At 71.9% G+C, this 15336-nt stretch carries 13 protein-coding genes and 1 pseudogene; 8 read left to right on the top strand and 6 right to left on the bottom strand.

Annotation, left to right across the window (positions count from 1 at the left end; all coding sequences use genetic code 11):
* Window positions 1–325: pseudogene (locus tag B7L92_RS41525) on the top strand (hypothetical protein); the annotation flags it as partial.
* 351 nt (window positions 326–676) lie between these two features.
* A complete protein-coding gene (locus tag B7L92_RS04115; protein ID WP_081236123.1) occupies window positions 677–1285 on the top strand; it encodes a TetR/AcrR family transcriptional regulator in 609 nt (202 codons plus the stop codon).
* Window positions 1286–1349: 64 nt separating this feature from the next.
* On the opposite strand, the gene B7L92_RS04110 is transcribed toward B7L92_RS04115, so the two are convergent.
* From B7L92_RS04110 to B7L92_RS04095, 4 genes are read right to left on the bottom strand one after another with little or no spacing between them, the layout of a single operon-like run.
* Window positions 1350–2273: a LysR family transcriptional regulator gene (locus B7L92_RS04110; protein ID WP_081236122.1), complete on the bottom strand. Its 924-nt coding sequence runs from the start codon at window positions 2271–2273 to the stop codon at window positions 1350–1352.
* Window positions 2274–2283: 10 nt separating this feature from the next.
* Complete coding sequence (locus B7L92_RS04105; protein ID WP_081236121.1) at window positions 2284–3426, bottom strand: NAD(P)/FAD-dependent oxidoreductase; 1143 nt, start codon at window positions 3424–3426, stop codon at window positions 2284–2286.
* Entirely contained in the window at window positions 3423–3611 is a 189-nt protein-coding gene (locus B7L92_RS04100) for a ferredoxin (RefSeq protein WP_081236120.1), read from the bottom strand. Before B7L92_RS04100 ends, B7L92_RS04105 begins: the two co-directional genes overlap by 4 nt.
* Window positions 3608–4780: a cytochrome P450 gene (locus B7L92_RS04095; protein ID WP_081236119.1), complete on the bottom strand. Its 1173-nt coding sequence runs from the start codon at window positions 4778–4780 to the stop codon at window positions 3608–3610. The genes B7L92_RS04100 and B7L92_RS04095 overlap by 4 nt, the downstream gene beginning before the upstream one ends.
* 468 nt (window positions 4781–5248) lie before the next feature.
* On the opposite strand from B7L92_RS04095, the gene B7L92_RS04090 reads away from it, so the two are divergent.
* Genes B7L92_RS04090 through B7L92_RS04065 form a run of 6 tightly spaced genes read left to right on the top strand, consistent with a single transcriptional unit; the run spans window position 5249 to window position 12013 of the window.
* On the top strand, window positions 5249–6202 hold the full coding sequence (locus B7L92_RS04090) for a phosphotriesterase family protein (RefSeq protein WP_255310745.1): 954 nt from the start codon (window positions 5249–5251) through the stop codon (window positions 6200–6202).
* A gap of 50 nt (window positions 6203–6252) precedes the next feature.
* Window positions 6253–7206, top strand: coding sequence for a phosphotriesterase family protein (locus B7L92_RS04085; RefSeq protein WP_081236117.1), 954 nt, complete (start codon window positions 6253–6255; stop codon window positions 7204–7206).
* Window positions 7207–7216: 10 nt separating this feature from the next.
* Window positions 7217–8332, top strand: a complete 1116-nt coding sequence (locus tag B7L92_RS04080) for an FAD-dependent oxidoreductase (RefSeq protein WP_081236116.1) — start codon at window positions 7217–7219, stop codon at window positions 8330–8332.
* 6 nt (window positions 8333–8338) lie between these two features.
* On the top strand, window positions 8339–9262 hold the full coding sequence (locus tag B7L92_RS04075; RefSeq protein WP_081236115.1) for an alpha/beta hydrolase: 924 nt from the start codon (window positions 8339–8341) through the stop codon (window positions 9260–9262).
* Between the two features lie 36 nt (window positions 9263–9298).
* Window positions 9299–10237, top strand: coding sequence for an MBL fold metallo-hydrolase (locus B7L92_RS04070; RefSeq protein WP_081236114.1), 939 nt, complete (start codon window positions 9299–9301; stop codon window positions 10235–10237).
* An 18-nt stretch (window positions 10238–10255) separates the two neighbouring features.
* Window positions 10256–12013, top strand: coding sequence for a CocE/NonD family hydrolase (locus tag B7L92_RS04065; RefSeq protein ID WP_081236113.1), 1758 nt, complete (start codon window positions 10256–10258; stop codon window positions 12011–12013).
* 159 nt (window positions 12014–12172) lie between these two features.
* Here the strand turns inward: B7L92_RS04065 and B7L92_RS04060 are convergent, their stop codons facing one another.
* Both B7L92_RS04060 and B7L92_RS04055 read right to left on the bottom strand, forming a co-directional pair.
* The gene (locus tag B7L92_RS04060) at window positions 12173–14116 is read right to left on the bottom strand and encodes a helix-turn-helix domain-containing protein (protein WP_081236112.1); all 1944 of its coding nucleotides are present in this window, start codon (window positions 14114–14116) and stop codon (window positions 12173–12175) included.
* 141 nt (window positions 14117–14257) lie between these two features.
* The coding region (locus tag B7L92_RS04055; protein WP_081236111.1) for an MFS transporter at window positions 14258–15336 on the bottom strand (1079 nt) is incomplete at its 5' end.

Raw genomic sequence — 15336 nt, 5'->3', positions numbered from 1 at the left:
CGAGGAGGTGGGGCGGGGTGCCGGGACCGCGGCCGAGGAGGCTGGGCGAGGTGCCGGGGCCGCGGCGGAGGACGTGGGACGTGAGGCCGGGGCCGCGGCCGGACGGCTGGGTGACGACACGGGTGAGGCGGTCACGGGGCTCGCCGAACGGGCCGGGAACGCGACCGGCCGCGCGGCGCGGAAGCCCGCACGCGAGGCCTCCGCGCCCGCGCGGCGGGCCGCCGAAACCGGTGAGGGTCCTGTGCGGCGGGCCGCCGAAGCGCCCCGTCGCAAGGTGAGGCGTGTGCGGGAGCGGGAGGCGCAGGACGAGGGCCGTCCTCCGTGAAGGCCTGAACACCGGCACGCGGACGTCGAATTCGCCTCCGCCGTGTCGGCCGACCGGCTCCGTTTCCGCACGGGGCCGAGAACGGACGTCCGTTTCGGCGGGAGCCCCCGCACACGCTCGGTCACATCGAGCACGAGGACGAACCTGCCCGGCCCGGTCGACGTCGGCGTGACGTACCGAAACGCGCAGGTCCGGTACCGGCTGGCGAACACGCTCGACGCCGAGGACCTGTCGCCGGGAGTCGCGTGAACGGCGCCCTGCCGGTTCACGGAGCGTCAAGCTCGGGCGCGAGGGGCCGCGGCCGGAGCCGGCGTGCATGAGCGATGCGCGGCGGCGTCCTAGGATCCGACCATGGCGAACCTTCGTGAGACGCAGAAGCGGATGACGCGCCGTCTGCTGCTGGAATCGGGACTCGAACTCTTCAGGGCGAAGGGGTACGCCGCCACCACGGTCGACGACATCGCGACCGCGGCGGGCACCACCCGGGTGACCTTCTACGCCTACTTCTCCTCCCGCAGCGAACTGATGAAGGCGCTCATCGACGAGCGGCTCAACGAGGCGCTGCAGCGCGTCCGCTCCGCCGAGCACGGCTCCACGGCGCAGGACCTCGTCGCCACGGTCGCCGACGGGACGCCGGAGGCGATCACGGCGTGGCTGCGGCGGACCGCCGACAACTGGCCGGTCATCCGGCCGATCATCCGGATCGGCCGCGATGCCGCGGTGATCGATCCGGAACTCACCGACCTGGTCGAGCGATGGCTGGAGGAGGCCATCGGCGACATCGAGGACGGACTGACGGCGGCGGGGCGCTTCGAGCCCCATCAGCGCCGCTTCCGGGGCGTCCTCGCGATGGCCCAGCTCGACTTCGTCGCCCAGAACTGGGACCGTGCCGACTGGAAGCTCACGCGCGACCAGATGCTCGACGAACTCGGGGCGAGTTGGGTAAGGCTGCTGACCTGACCTGACCTGACCTGACCTGACCTGACCTGACCGGCCCCCGGCCCGGGTAGGGGCGTCGTCGGCGTCAGAGCTGCGACGCGGCGTCGAACAGCAGCGTGCGAAGCCATTCGACGAAGTACTGATCGCTCAGCCGGGGGTTCCAGACCATGTCGATCCCGAGCCCGGGAAGCGGGAACGGGAACTCCTCGATCCGCAGGTCGGAGAGTGTCCGCATGGTGGCGGCCACGTGGTGGCGGAGGAGAGCGACGCCGCCCGAGCGCGCGACCAGAAAAGGCACCAGGAGGAAGTCGGAGCTCAACTGGCCGACGCGGTAGGGGATGCCCTTCTCCTCGAGCACCGAGTACGGGAAGACCCGCCGGTCGGTGTCGACGACGACGTGCGGCTGTGTGGTCAGCAGGTCGAGCGCGCTCGCCTCCGGCGGGGTGTCCGGTGAGGCCACCACCACGCAGCGGTCGTTGTACAGCCGTTCGCGCGGGTACGGCGAGAAGTGCCCCTCGGAGATCAGTACGACGTCGACGCCCTGGTCGGTGAAGGTGGCCTCGGTCGGCACCGTGATCGTGCGCAGGCGCAGGGTGGCGTGCGGAGCACGCTCGGCGAGGAGCCGCGTCAGTCGGGGGCCGATGACGAACGCCGTGCTGTTCGTCATGGCGATCGTGATGACGCGCCGGTCCGTGGCGGGGTCGAAGCAGGGGAAGTCCACGATGCTTGCCGTCTGCTGCAGGACACTGCGCAGCGGCGCGATCAGCTCCAGCGCGCGCGGGGTCAGCGTCACGCCCGCCCCCTGCCGGACGACGAGGTCGTCACCCAGCAGACGCCGCATCCTGGTGAGGGCGTGGCTCATCGCCGGCTGCGACAGACCGACCCGCTCCGCCGCCCTGGTCACCGAGCGCTCCTCGAGGAGCGCGAGGAGGGGCACCAACAGGTTGAGGTTGACCGACGCCAGCCGGTCCAGCCTCGAACCCCTGGTGCCCTCTTCGCCGTGCTCCATGGGGCGAACCCTACGCGGCCGCCCGGGTCAACCGGCGCAGCCGGGGGATCGGCACCCGGTAGTTGAGCGCCACGGCCGCACCGGTGCCGTCGGAGTGCGACCAGCGCATCAGCGCCGGCCCGCCGCCGGGCTCCCCGTCGACGTACGTCGGCTCCCCGTCCAGCGGCAGATGACCCACCGCCTTGAGGTTCAGTCCGAACTGCTCGGTCCAGAAGTACGGCTGGAACCGGAGCGGCGGCGTGTCCTCGCCGTGGACCAGAGCCCTTGCCGCGACCTTCGCCTGCTCGATCGCACTGCTCCACAGGGGGATGCGGCGCAGGCCGTGCGGGGTGGGGAAGGCCGCGAGGTCGCCGACGGCCGCGACGTCGGGACGCGCGAGTCCGCGCGAGTCGACCGGGACGGCGCCCTTCGCCACGAGCCCCGTGTCCGCGAGCCACTCCGTGTTCGGCACGTCGCCGACGGCGCTCAGGAGCAGCTCCGCCTCCAGGACCGCACCGTCGTCGAGCACGACCCGGGCCTCCCCCTCCCGCCGTTCGAACCGTGCCGACCCGGTCTCGACGAGGGTGAGCCCCCGGTCCAGCGCGGCCTTGACGAAGACCTCGGCGAGGTGGGGGCCGAGCTGGAGGATCAGCGGCAGCCCCTGGGAGACCAGGGTGACCCGGCAGCCGGCGGCCAGGCACCCCGAGGCGATCTCCATGCCGAGCGGGCCTCCGCCCACCACGACGACCGACGGCCGGCCCGCCAGCCGGCTCCGCAGGGACAGCGCGTCGTCGAGCCCCCGCAGGGTGACCTCCTCGGGGAGGTCGGACAGCCGTCGCGCCCGGGATCCGGTGGCGAGGACGAGACGGTCGTACGGCAGAGCCGTACCGTCGTCGAGCGCGACGAGCCGGCGGTCGAGGTCGAGTCCGGTCGCACGGACGCCCAGGAGTTCGGTCGCCCCGTGGCCGGCCGGCGGGAGCTCGTGCGACGACAGGTCGTCGCCGTCGAGCAGGAGCGCCTTCGACAGGGCCGGGCGGCTGTACGCCGGGTGCGGTTCGTCGCCGACGACGGTCAGCTCGCCGTCGAAGCCCGCCTCGCGGAGCGTGTCGGCCGCGGTGAGCCCGGCGATCCCGTTGCCGACGACGACGACGCGGTCCACCGTGCCGCCGCTCATGCGACCCTCAGTGCGGCGACCGGGCACACGCGGACGGCGGCGTTCGCCAGGGCGGCGTCGGCCTCGTCGACCTCCTCGCGGTCGAGCACGAGCTCGCCGTCGTCGTCGAGGTGCATGAGCCGGGGGGCGGCTTCCTCACACAGACCGTGGCCCTCGCAGCGGGCGCGGTCGAGAACGATCTTCATGCGGGGATCACTTCCAGGACGGGGAGCTCCTCGATGCTCCGGGTGATGTTGCTGGGAACGCGGACCTCGGGTCCGACGGCGAGGCGCTTGACGCGCCGGGCGAGCGCGTCGATCACGGCGTGGGCCTCCAGGCGGGCGAGTCCCTGGCCCGCGCAGCCGTGGGGGCCGTAGCCGAACGAGAGGTGGTCGATCGGATTGCGCTCCACGAGGAAGGCGTCCGGGTTCTCGTAGTGCCGCGGGTCGCGGTTGCCGGCGCCGAGCAGGATCGCGACCTGCGCGCCTTCGGGGATGACGACTCCGTCGATCTCGACGTCCTTGGTGGCGCGCCGGCCCCAGGCGTTGATGGGCGGCCAGAAACGCAGCACCTCGTTGAACGCCGAGGACACCAGCGACGGGTCCTTGCGGATCAGGTCGAGCTGCTCGGGGTGCGAGCCGAGGAGGGCGACGAGGTTGCCGAGCGCCGCCATGGTGGTGTCGACGCCGGCCCCGAGGTACTGGTGGATGATGTGGCCGGCCGTGTTCGGCGGGATGGCGCCCCGCGCCTCGGCCTCGAAGATGCCGCGGCCCACGGACCCTTCGGCCAGGTCGGCGGCCTCGACCTGGGAGCACCACGCGTAGAGTTCGCCGGCGACGGGGAAGTTCTCGGCCGTGCGCTGGTTCATCGGGCCGAGGACCTGCATGGCGGCCTGCCCCCAGCGCAACATGTTGTCGCGCACGTGGCCGGTGAAGCCGATCAGGTCCGCGACGACCTCCAGCGGGAAGGCCCGGGCGAGGGCGTCGATCGCCTCGAAGGAGCCCTTCTCGACGAGCTCCGCGACGAGGGCGTCGGCCTTCGTCTCGATCTTCCCCTTCAGGCCGCGCAGCGCGCGCGGCGAGAGGTTCTCGGTGAGCGTGGCGCGCAGCTGGGTGTGCACCGGCGGGTCGGACGCGAGCGAGGTGCCGGTGAGCGCCTCGTTGGCCATCGGATTGAAGGCGATCGAGGTCGAGGAGAACGACTCCCAGTCCGCGAGTGCACCACGGATGACGTCGTACCGCGTCAGCGCGTGGACGTCGTTCTTCCGGAGGTGGACGACCGGCCCCTGCTCCCGCAGTTCGGCGTAGACGGGGTAGGGGTCGAGCAGGACCTCGTCGGCGAAGAGGTCGATGTCGGAGGTGGGTGGGGTGCTCATGCCCCCAGTGAAGGGGCGGACCTCACATTCATCAAATGAATGATTTACATGCTGCGACATGCACGCAGTTCATGCCCTCGACGCCGGGGCCGGACGCCCCGGAAGGGTCCGCGGCGACCGCTGGGGAGGCGCCCCCGGGCGCGTGACGGGTGACTGGGCCCGTCACGCTCGGTGACGGCGCCGCCGCCCCGGCCGACTCCGTCACGCCCGGCCCGTCCCGTCCGGGCGCCCGCCCCGCACCGGCCCTTCGGGCAGCTCAGGACGCCATGGAGTCCCGGCCGTCCGGTCCGGTGGCGGCCGGTCGGTGATCGGTCGCGAACGTCCGCCTCACTCTCGGTGCATAGTTTTTTCTCAGTGTTCATTTCATTGACGGCATGTAAACCGAGTGGCTACCGTGACCGCAGCCACGGGGTGCTGTGCACCCCACCCTGGACACGTGAGGCAGGCATGAGCGTCAAGAGCAATACCGTGAACACCGTTCTGGGTCCGGTGTCGGCCGGGGAACTGGGCGTCGTATCGGTCCACGAGGCGCTGCTGTCGGTGGTCCCGGGCGCGGAGCACGCCTACGACATCACCATCGACCGCGCCGAGATCTTCGAGACGCTCGCCGCGAAGCTGAAGGACTTCCGTGCCCACGGCGGCGGCACGATCGTCGACAGCACGGGCATGTTCCACGGCCGGGACGTCCGGCTGTACGAGACCCTCTCCCGCACGACCGGCGTGCACATCGTCGCCTCGACGGGCCAGGGCCCCGAGGAGAAGCTCGGCGGCTACTTCCTCACGCCGCAGACCAACCCGCCGACCCCGTGGCCGGCCGAGAAGTTCGCCGACCTCTTCACCCGGGAGGTCACCGAGGGCATGGTGGTCCCCCGCGTGGAGCGCCGCGGCGCCGCCGGCCTGGTGGCCACCACCGCGACCGCCGAGGGCATGACCGCGACCGACGAGAGCCTGTTCCGCGGCGCGGCCCGGACCGCCCTGAACACCGGCGTCGCGGTCTCCCTCCGCTACGGCGCCGACGCCGTCCACGACCTCGACGTCGTCCTGGACGAGAAGCTCCCCGCCGACCGCGTCGCCGTCGGCGGGCTCGACCGCGAGGACGCCGTCGCCGCCGGCGCGCCCCTCGAGGTCGCCCGCCGCGGCGCCTACGCCGTGCTCGACCACGTCGGCACGGAGGGCGGGGGCCACCTCACCGACGCCGAGCGCGCCGCCCTGGTCGCCGACCTCGTACGGGGCGGCTTCGGCCACCGGATCCTGCTCTCGAGCAACGCGACCGGGGTGGCGAAGGGCCACCCCGGCAACGACCTCCCGTACAGCCACGTCCTGACCGCCTTCGTCCCGCTCCTGAAGGAGCGGGGGCTCGGCGACGAGGACGTGCGGCGGATCCTCGTGGACAACCCGCGCGACCTGCTGTCGGTGCGCTGAGCGCGCCGATGCGAACGATCATCAAGGTTCTTTACTCAAAGGTGAGTGTTGTGTCGAGAGTGAACACGGTCCTGGGGCCGATCCCGGCCGAGGAGCTGGGGCTCGTGGCCATCCACGAGCACATCGGTTACGGCATGCCCGGCTCCGAGCTGGACACGAAGTGGTGGAAGACCCCCGAGCAGCGGTACGAGGAGACCGTCCCGAAGCTGCGCGCCTTCCACGAGTACGGGGGCGGCACCTTCGTCGACGCCACCGGGATCTGCAACGGCCGCGACGTCGACTACTACAAGTCGCTGTCCGCGAAGACCGGCGTCCACATCGTCGCCTGCACCGGCTTCGTCGGTGGCGACACCGCCCTGTACCACTTCGCCAAGGCCGATGTCGACTACCTGACCCGGCAGTTCGTCCACGAGATCACCGTCGGCATCGGCGACACCGGCAGCCGCGCCGGCGTCATCAAGGTCGGCGTGAGCCGCGGCGGCCGGATGACGGACCTGGACAAGCGCATCTACCGCGCCGCGGCCCGCGCCGCGCTCACCACGGGCGTGCCGATCCTGACCCACCTCGCGATCGACGCCGAGAACGCGATCGCGATCTTCGACGAAGAGGGCCTCCCCCTGGACCGCGTCCTGTTCGGACACGTCGACGACGGCGTGAACGCCGACAAGACGCGCGACGTCTGGATCGCGGAGCAGGGCGGCCGCATCGGCTTCGACACCTTCGGCTACGAGACCGAGCTGCCGGACCCGCCGTTCTGGGCCCGCCCCCGCCAGGAGCGGCTGGACCACTTCCTGCGGTTCATCGGCGACGGCCGGCTGAAGCAGGTCCTCGCCTCCGCCGACGCCAACTGCAGCCCGCTGGGCTGGCCGGGCGTCAAGGGCCACACCGTCAACTACATCTTCGAGGACCTCATCCCGGACCTCCGCGCCGCCGGTCTCGACGAGGCCGCGATCAAGACGATCTTCGTCGACAACCCGGCCGACTTCCTCGCCCTCCAGAAGTAGAGAGAACCCCATGCAGACCTCAGAGCTGAAGAACCTGAAGATCGCCATCGTCGGAGCGGGATACGGCGGCGCGGCGGCGGCCAAGGCCCTCAGCCTGCTCGGCGCCGACGTCGACGTCTACGAGCAGGCGAACCAGATCCGGGAGGTCGGCGCCGGCATCGGTCTGCGGCCCGCCACCATGAACCGGTTCCGCCAGTGGGGGATCTTCGACGCGATCGCGAAGGTGACCTCGCCGAGCGAGTACTTCGAGATCCTCACGGCCACCGGCGACCCGATCATGAAAGAGACGTGGCCGGCCGACGGCGAGCAGACCCACACCCACCTGATCCACCGCGGCGACTTCATCGACGCGCTCCTGGGCGTGCTCCCCGAGGGCATGGTGCACCTCGGCCACAAGCTGGAGACCGTCCAGGACAAGGGGGACAGCTCCGTCCTGACCTTCGCCAACGGCAGGACCGTCGAGGCCGATCTGGTCGTCGGCGCCGACGGCATCAAGTCGGTGGTGCGGGGGCAGCTGTTCAGCGACCAGGGTCCGGTGTTCTCGGGCGAGCACGCCTACCGCGCGGTCATCTCCGTCGACGCCACCCACGGCATGGCCGTCGACGACAACCTCCGGATGTACATCGGCCGGGGCACGAAGGTCTACCTGCTGCCGCTGCGCCACCGGGGCCAGGTGTCGTTCGACATCACCGCCCTGTGCCCGGACAGCACCTGGAACCCGCAGGTCACGAAGGACGACCTGCTGAGGACGGTGGAGGGCTTCGACGAGCGCCTCGTGAGCATCACGCGCGACCTCGACATGGACACCGTGAACGTCCGCGCGGTCTACGACATCGACCCGGTCGACACGTGGCACTCGGACTCCGTCGTCCTCGTGGGCGACGCCGCCCACTCGATGCTGCACCACCAGGGCCAGGGCGCGAACTCGGCCATCGAGGACGCCGGCGCGCTCGCCGACGCCCTGCGGGAGGCGGCCTCCGTGAAGGAGGCACTGGCCCTGTACCAGGCCACCCGCAAGCCGGTGACCGACGAGTTGCAGCGCATCTCGCGCCAGGGGTGGAGCGAGGACGAGATCAACGAGGTCTTCCCCGGCCAGAAGCCCGCCGCCGCCGCACCGAAGGAGTGACGCACCATGCCGCTGCATCCTGAGATCGCCAAGTTCATCGCCGCCCTGCCGGCCCCGCCCGAGGGGCCGCTCGATCCGGTCGCCCTGCGCGCCGCGGACGAGGCGCACGTCGCCCCCCTCGAGGAACGCCTGCCGCTCCACGCGGTCGAGGACGTGACGGCGCGGACCGCGTCGGGCGAGGTACCGGTACGGATCTACACGCCGGTCGAGGCCGACCGCCACGGCGTGCTGGTCTACTTCCACGGCGGAGCCTTCTTCCTCGGCAGCCTGGAGACGCACGACCACGTCGCGCGCTCGCTGGCGAAGGAGACCGGGCTCAAGGTCGTCTCCGTCGGCTACCGCCTGGCGCCCGAGGCCGCCTTCCCCGCCGGTCTCGACGACTGCCACGCCGTCGTGCGGTGGGTCGCCGAGCAGGGCGAGAGCCTGGCCTGGGACGGCACGACCCTCGCCCTCGCCGGTGACAGCTCCGGCGGCAACTTCGTCGCCGCGGTCGCGGCCAGGGCGCACGACGAGGGCTTCGACCGGATCACGCACCAGATCCTCTACTACCCCTCGCTCGACCTGGACTTCGACGTCGACCGCTACGCCTCGCTGCGGGAGAACGCCGAGGGCTACGGCCTGGAGACGGCGGGGCTGAAGCCCTTCAACGCCTTCTACCTCGACAGCGGTGCCGACCCCGCGGACCCGCTCGTCTCGCCGGTCAAGCGGGAGGACCTCACCGGGCTGCCGCCCGCCCTCGTCGTCACCGCGGAGTACGACCCGATGCGCGACGAGGGCGAGCTCTACGGCCGTCGGCTGCAGGAGGCCGGTGTGGAGGCGACGGTGAGCCGGTACGAGGGCGCGAACCACGGGTTCGTCCAGCACTTCTCCTGGATCCCGGAGTACCACGAGGTCTTCGCCCGGACGCGCGACTTCCTCGGCCGGCGCTGACCCGGCCCACCCAGGTACCAGTTCAGAAAGAGGACCATGACGCACGCAGTCGACGTCCACCCCCTGGTCTCGCCATGGGGCCGGTTCGGTCTGTACAGCTTCTTCATCGACGCACCCGAGCCGGCCGTCGTGGACACCGGCATCGCCTCCTCGCCCGCCGAGGGGATGGCTCCCGCGCTCGAGGCGATCGGGCGCCGTATCGAGGACGTGCGCTGGATCCTGCTGACCCACGGTCACATCGACCACGTCGGCGGGGCGTACGCCCTGTGGGAGCTCACCGGCCGGCGCGCCCGGGTGGTGATCCACGAGGCCGACGCACCGATGCTCCGCTCGCGGCGGGAGCACGTGGAGGAGTACCTCGCCGGACGGGGCCGGTACCTGGGTGACCCCGAGGGCGAGGCGAAGGTGACGGCGGCCGCGAACGCCGTCATCTCCGGCGAGATGGAGCCCACCCTGCTGGTCGAGGGCGGGGAGACCCTCTCCCTCGGCGGCGACGTCACCGTCTCGGTGCACTCGATCCCGGGCCACACGCCCGGATCGGTCGCCTACGTCGTCGACGGTCAGCGCTCGGTGTTCGTCGGCGACGCCGTGCAGGCCCACGGGGCCGCCAACGGCTTCCCCGGCTACACGGACCCGGTCGCCTACCGCGCCAGCCTGGAGTACCTGCGGGACGAGATCCGCCCGCGGCACCTGTACCTCGGGCACCCCTACCGCCGCGCCGACGGCACGCCGTACGGCGTCGAGCTCGACGCGGCACAGGCCCGGGAGGCCGTCGAACAGAGCCTCGCCGTCGAGAGCCGCGTCACCGCGGCCGCCTGCGGCTGCCTGGAGGCCGGCCTGCAGGAGACGGACTCGCCGTACTCCCCGTTCGCCCGCGCGGCCGAGGAACTCGGCTACACCGGCGACCCCACGCTCGAGCCGTCGCCGTTCTTCACCTCGATGCACGGCTACCGCACGCGCAACCAGAACGTGTAACACAGGAGCTTCGCACTCATGACTGACCTTCGTACGATCCGGGCGGGCGCGCAGACGATCGCCGTCCGCAAGGACCTCCGGGTGCCGATGCGGGACGGCGTCGAACTCGCCGCGGACGCCTACCACGGCCAGGACGACACGCCGCGGCCGGCCCTGATCGCGATGAGCGCCTACGGCAAGGAGCTGCAGGCCCTCGCCCTCACCACGCCGCCGCAGCGCCGGCCCAGCCCGATGTGGGACGGCTGCATCGAGGCGGGCGACATCGCCCGCGTCGTCAAGGAGGGCTACGTCCACGTCATCGGCGACATGCGTGGCACGGGCGATTCCGGCGGCGTCATGATCGGCAACTACAACTTCGGCGGCGTCCCCCAGGGACAGGACCTCTACGACCTCGTCGAGTGGGTCGCGGCCCAGCCGTGGTGCGACGGCAACGTCGGCATGATCGGCATCTCGTACTTCGGCTCCATGCAGGTGCTCGCCGCCGCCGAGCGGCCCCCGCACCTCAAGGCGATCTTCGTCAGCGGCGGGCACTACGACTTCTACGAGACCACCTACCACGGCGGCGTCATGTGGTTCATGCCGCGTGCCGCCCGCGAGGGCCGCGGCGGGGACTCCGGCATCGCGCACACCGACGTCAAGTCCCGCATGCAGGAGGTCCACTCCCCGGAGGAGCTGAAGAAGCTCGTCGACGAGCGGCTGAAGGACCCGGACGTGGCGGCCTGGCCGAACCTCGTCCACGTGCTCAAGTACCCGAAGAACCGCGAGTTCTGGTTCGACATCGTGATGAACCCCCTCGACGGCGACTGGTACGAGGAGCGCAACCCGATCAACCTGGCCCGGGACATCGACATCCCGGTCTACCTGCAGATCGACCAGGGACGCGGCTGGACCGTGGACGGCCACATCGAGCTGTTCGACGTCCTGAAGGGCCCCAAGAAGCTGGACATCGGCTCCTACCCGCCGATGCAGTCGCGCCCCTGGATCGAAGAGCACGACAAGATGTTCCGCTGGTACGAGTACTGGCTCAAGGGCATCGACAACGGCATCATGGACGAGCCGTCCGTGAGCGTCTTCGTGGAGGGCTCGCGCGAGGTGGTCACCGCGGAGCAGTGGCCGCCGAAGGAGATCGAGTACAAGTCGCTCTACCTGCGCCCGCGGCGCAAGCTCTCCTTCGAGCCCGAGCTCATGGGCGCCGAGCACGCCGCCCCCGACGGCTTCTACCAGGCACCGCTCACCGTCACCGACAAGGTGGAGGTGCTGGACTGGAGCACCGAGCCGTTCGAGGAGCCCACCGAGCTGATCGGCACCGGTGCGGCACACCTGTTCGCGGAGATCGACCAGGACGACACCAACTTCATCCTGCGCCTGTGGGACGAGGCCCCCGGCGGCGGCCGGCAGCTGATCACCACCGGTTACCTCAAGGCCTCCCACCGTGAGCTCGACGAGGAGCGCACCACCGAGGGCAACCCCTACCACCCGCACACCCGCACGGTGCCGGTGGAGCCCGGGCGGATCGAGGAGTACGTGCTGCGGCTCTACCCCTTCGCCGCCACGTTCCGGCCCGGTCACCGCATGGTGGTGGAGCTGTCGAACAACGAGCCGCTGGCCGACGCGCACAACGCGCTGCTGCCGCCGGACGCCTTCCACCTGCCGGTGGGCCGCCCCGTCACCCACAAGATCTACCGCGACGCCGCGCACCCCTCCCGGCTCGTGCTGCCGTTCACGACGGTCACGGGCTCCGCGCGCGAGCAGGGAGGAGACCGGCGCGGCGCCTGACGGGCCACCACGACGCCGGCCGGGGGACCGACCCGCCCCCGGCCGGCGCCGCCCTTCGCCCCGCCTTCCGCCCGCGTGGCGCCGGACCCCGGGCGGGAGCGTCACCGTGCCACCGGGGCCNNGGCCCCGGTGGCACGGTGACGGCACGTGGTCGCCCCGTCAGGCCGACCGGTGGCCGGGCACGTCCTGCCGGGCGAGGCGGTGCAGGCGCAGGGCGACTTGGATCTCGAGGGCCCTGCCGGGGGTGTTCCAGTCGGGGCCGAGGAGTTGTGCGATGCGGTCGAGGCGTTGGACCACGGTGTTGACGTGGACGTGGAGCACGTCCTTGGCCCTGGCCAGGCTGGCACCGTTGTCGTAGTAGGCGGTGAGGGTGCGGGCGAGTTCCGTGCCGCGCTGGGCGTCGTAGGCGAGGACGGGCCCGATGACGCGGTCCACGTACCCGGCGATGTCCGCCCGGTCGCTGAGGAGGACCCCGAGGAAGCCCAGATCGGTCAGGGCGGCGCCGCCGCCGGTACGGCCGAGGGTCTCGAGTGCCAGGAGGCAGCGGTGTGCCTCGTCGTAGGTGTCGGGAAGGTGTTCGGGGCCCGTGACGGGGCCCGCGGCTCCGACGGTGACGGGGGCGCCGAGGCCGCGGGAGAGCTCCTGGGCGAGTTCCTGGGCGAGTGCGCCCGGACGCGAGGTGGGCGCGAGCAGGACGGTGCGCCCGTTGCGGGTGCCGGCCAGGCCGCCGAGCGCGCGGGCCCGGCGCGCGGCCTCGGCCAGCAGGCGTGAGCGCAGGGTCGGGTCGCAGGTGAGGACGAGTACCGCGTGGGGCCGGGCGAGATGGATGTCCAGCTTCCGGGCCCGCAGGGTCAGGCTGCCCGTGCTGCGGTGGCCTCCCGGCTGCTGGACGGTGAGCAGGTCGTCGAGGAGCTCGCCGCGCACCCGGTCCTCCGCCTCGGCCACGGACCGGCGCAGGAGGAGCAGCAGGGCGGTGACCGTACCGGCCCGTTCGAACAGGCGCCGGTCGGCGTCCGTGAGGTCGGCCCGGCCGGTGAGGACGAGACTGCCCAGGAGCTCCGGGCCCGCCAGGACGGCGCACACCCAGTTGCCGTCGACGGGGACGGCCCGCCCGCCCCTGCGGGACGCCTCGATTCCTTGCTCGGGCGGGACGACGGGGCCGGTCTCCAGGCGGGCGAGTTCGGTGCCGTCCGCGTCGTGGACGGCCAGGCCCCCGTCGAGGAGCGCCGCGATCTCGCGGGTGACGTCGTCGACGTCGCCGCCCCTGAGGACCAGGTCGGTGAGCCGGTCGTGGGCGTCGGCCGCGCGGTGCAGGGCGTCGCTGTGGGCGCGGGCCGTCTCGTTGGCGGCGTTCAGTTCGACGAGAGCGGAGCGGGTCTCGTCCAGCAGGCGCGCGCCGTCGATGGCCACGGCGGCGTGGTCGGCCAGGGAGGCGAGCAGGGCGATGGCCTCGGGGGCGAAGTCCCGCGGTGTACGGTCCGCGGCGAACAGGACGCCGATCACGCGCCGGCCGACGAGCAGGGGCACGCCGAGGATGCCGCGCAGGCCCTCCTCGCCGACCCCTTCGTCGATGGCCCCGGTGTGCTTGAAGCGGCGGTCGGTGCGGTAGTCGGGGCTCGCGTAGGGGCGGGCGGTCTGCGCGACCAGACCGCCGAGCCCTTCCCCCATGCCGAGGCGCAGTTGCTGGAACGTGGCGGAGACCGAGCCGGAGGTCACCCGCATGAACGTGTCGCCCGCGGCGGGGTCGTTCAGGGTGAGGTAGGCGATGTCGGTGCCCAGCAGGGTGCGGGCCCGGTGCACGATGGCGTGCAGTACGGCGTCCGGGTCGCGCAGTGCGGCCAGGTCGCTCGCGGTGTCGAACAGGGCGGCGAGTTCGGCCTCCCGCCGTCGGCGCTGGGCCAGGGTCCGGTGGATGTCCAGTGCGGTCCGGGTGGCCTCGTCGATGACGTCCTGGTCGTGCGGGTCGGCACCGGCGGCGCGCGCCTGCGCCGCGGGCCGGGCCAGTTGCTCGGCCGGAGCGTCGGCGGCGAGCAGGTCGAGCAGCTGCCGGAGCGCTGCCGCCGTGGCGTTGACGGGTCCGTTCACGGTGGTCACGTCGGTCACCGTGGCAGTCCTCCCTCCCGGCTGCGCGACCGGGTCGCGGATCGGCTGGGGTGCCCTGCGGGGCGCGGTACTTGACGCCGGCGCGGGTGCGGTCCGCCCCGTCTCCCCGACAGGGCGGACCGCATCCGGTGGAGTCCCTTCTCAGACCCGGTCGGTACCGGCCACCGACGACTCCTGTCGCTGCGGACCCGGCGTCGAGTCCTTCATCGAAACGGTCAGATCACGGCCGCGGGTCTCCTTGACGACGGCGACGGTGATGGCGGTGACCACCGAGGCGGCACAGAGGTACACGGCGATGGGCACCGAGGAGTCGTAACGCCTCAGGAGCTCGACGGCGATGATGGGAGCGAGGGCGCCGGCGACGATGGAGGCGAGCTGCGAGCCCACGGAGGCCCCGGAGTAGCGGACCTTGGTGTCGAACATCTCGGAGATGAAGGCGGCCTGCGGCCCGTACATGGCGCCGTGGAGCAGCAGGCCCGCGGTGACCGAGAGGGTGATCACGGTGAAGGACTCCGTGTCGACCAGGGAGAAGAAGGCGAACGCCCACGCGGCCATGCCGACCGCGCCGATCAGCGTCACGGGCCTGCGGCCGATGCGGTCGGAGAGGGCCCCCCACAGCGGGATGGTGACGAAGTGGACGGCGGAGGCGATCAGGACGGCGTTGAGCGCGGTGCCCTTCGGCAGCTCCAGATGGGTGGTGACGTAGACCAGCAGGAAGGAGGTCACGATGTAGTAGGAGATGTTCTCGCCGAACCGGACGCCGATGGCCCCGAGCACCTCGCGCCAGCTGCGGCGGAAGACCTCGACGACGGGCGGCTTCTCCTTGGCGCCCTGGGCGGCGGCCGCTTCGGCCTTGGCCTGGGCGGCGAGGAAGACCGGCGATTCGGACACCGAGACGCGGATCCACAGGCCGATCAGGACCAGGACACCGGAGAGCAGGAAGGGGACGCGCCAGCCCCAGGACTGGAACGCCTCCTCGGACTGGACGCCGGCCAGCACCGCGAGGACGGCGGTGGCCAGCAGGTTGCCGGCGGGGACGCCGCACTGCGGCCAGGAGGCCCAGAAGCCGCGGTGCTTGTCGCCCCCGTGCTCGGAGACGATCAGCACGGCGCCGCCCCATTCGCCGCCCAGGGCGAAGCCCTGGATCAGGCGCAGGAGGGTGAGCAGGATCGGGGCGCCGACGCCGATGGAACCGTAGGTGGGCAGCAGGCCCATGGCGA

This window comes from Streptomyces viridosporus (genome assembly GCF_002078235.1).
Classification (GTDB): Bacteria; Actinomycetota; Actinomycetes; order Streptomycetales; family Streptomycetaceae; genus Streptomyces; species Streptomyces viridosporus.
The sequence above is the reverse complement of the archived record's forward strand: the minus strand, read 5'-3'. Positions and strand labels throughout refer to the sequence as shown.

Bases quoted from the DNA above. Each gene is read 5' to 3' on its own strand.
- B7L92_RS04115 (WP_081236123.1), top strand. From the start codon at position 677: ATGGCGAACCTTCGTGAGACGCAGAAGCGGATGACGCGCCGTCTGCTG.
- B7L92_RS04110 (WP_081236122.1), bottom strand. From the start codon at position 2,273: ATGGAGCACGGCGAAGAGGGCACCAGGGGTTCGAGGCTGGACCGGCTG.
- B7L92_RS04105 (WP_081236121.1), bottom strand. From the start codon at position 3,426: ATGAGCGGCGGCACGGTGGACCGCGTCGTCGTCGTCGGCAACGGGATC.
- B7L92_RS04100 (WP_081236120.1), bottom strand. From the start codon at position 3,611: ATGAAGATCGTTCTCGACCGCGCCCGCTGCGAGGGCCACGGTCTGTGT.
- B7L92_RS04095 (WP_081236119.1), bottom strand. From the start codon at position 4,780: ATGAGCACCCCACCCACCTCCGACATCGACCTCTTCGCCGACGAGGTC.
- B7L92_RS04080 (WP_081236116.1), top strand. From the start codon at position 7,217: ATGCAGACCTCAGAGCTGAAGAACCTGAAGATCGCCATCGTCGGAGCG.
- B7L92_RS04075 (WP_081236115.1), top strand. From the start codon at position 8,339: ATGCCGCTGCATCCTGAGATCGCCAAGTTCATCGCCGCCCTGCCGGCC.
- B7L92_RS04070 (WP_081236114.1), top strand. From the start codon at position 9,299: ATGACGCACGCAGTCGACGTCCACCCCCTGGTCTCGCCATGGGGCCGG.
- B7L92_RS04065 (WP_081236113.1), top strand. From the start codon at position 10,256: ATGACTGACCTTCGTACGATCCGGGCGGGCGCGCAGACGATCGCCGTC.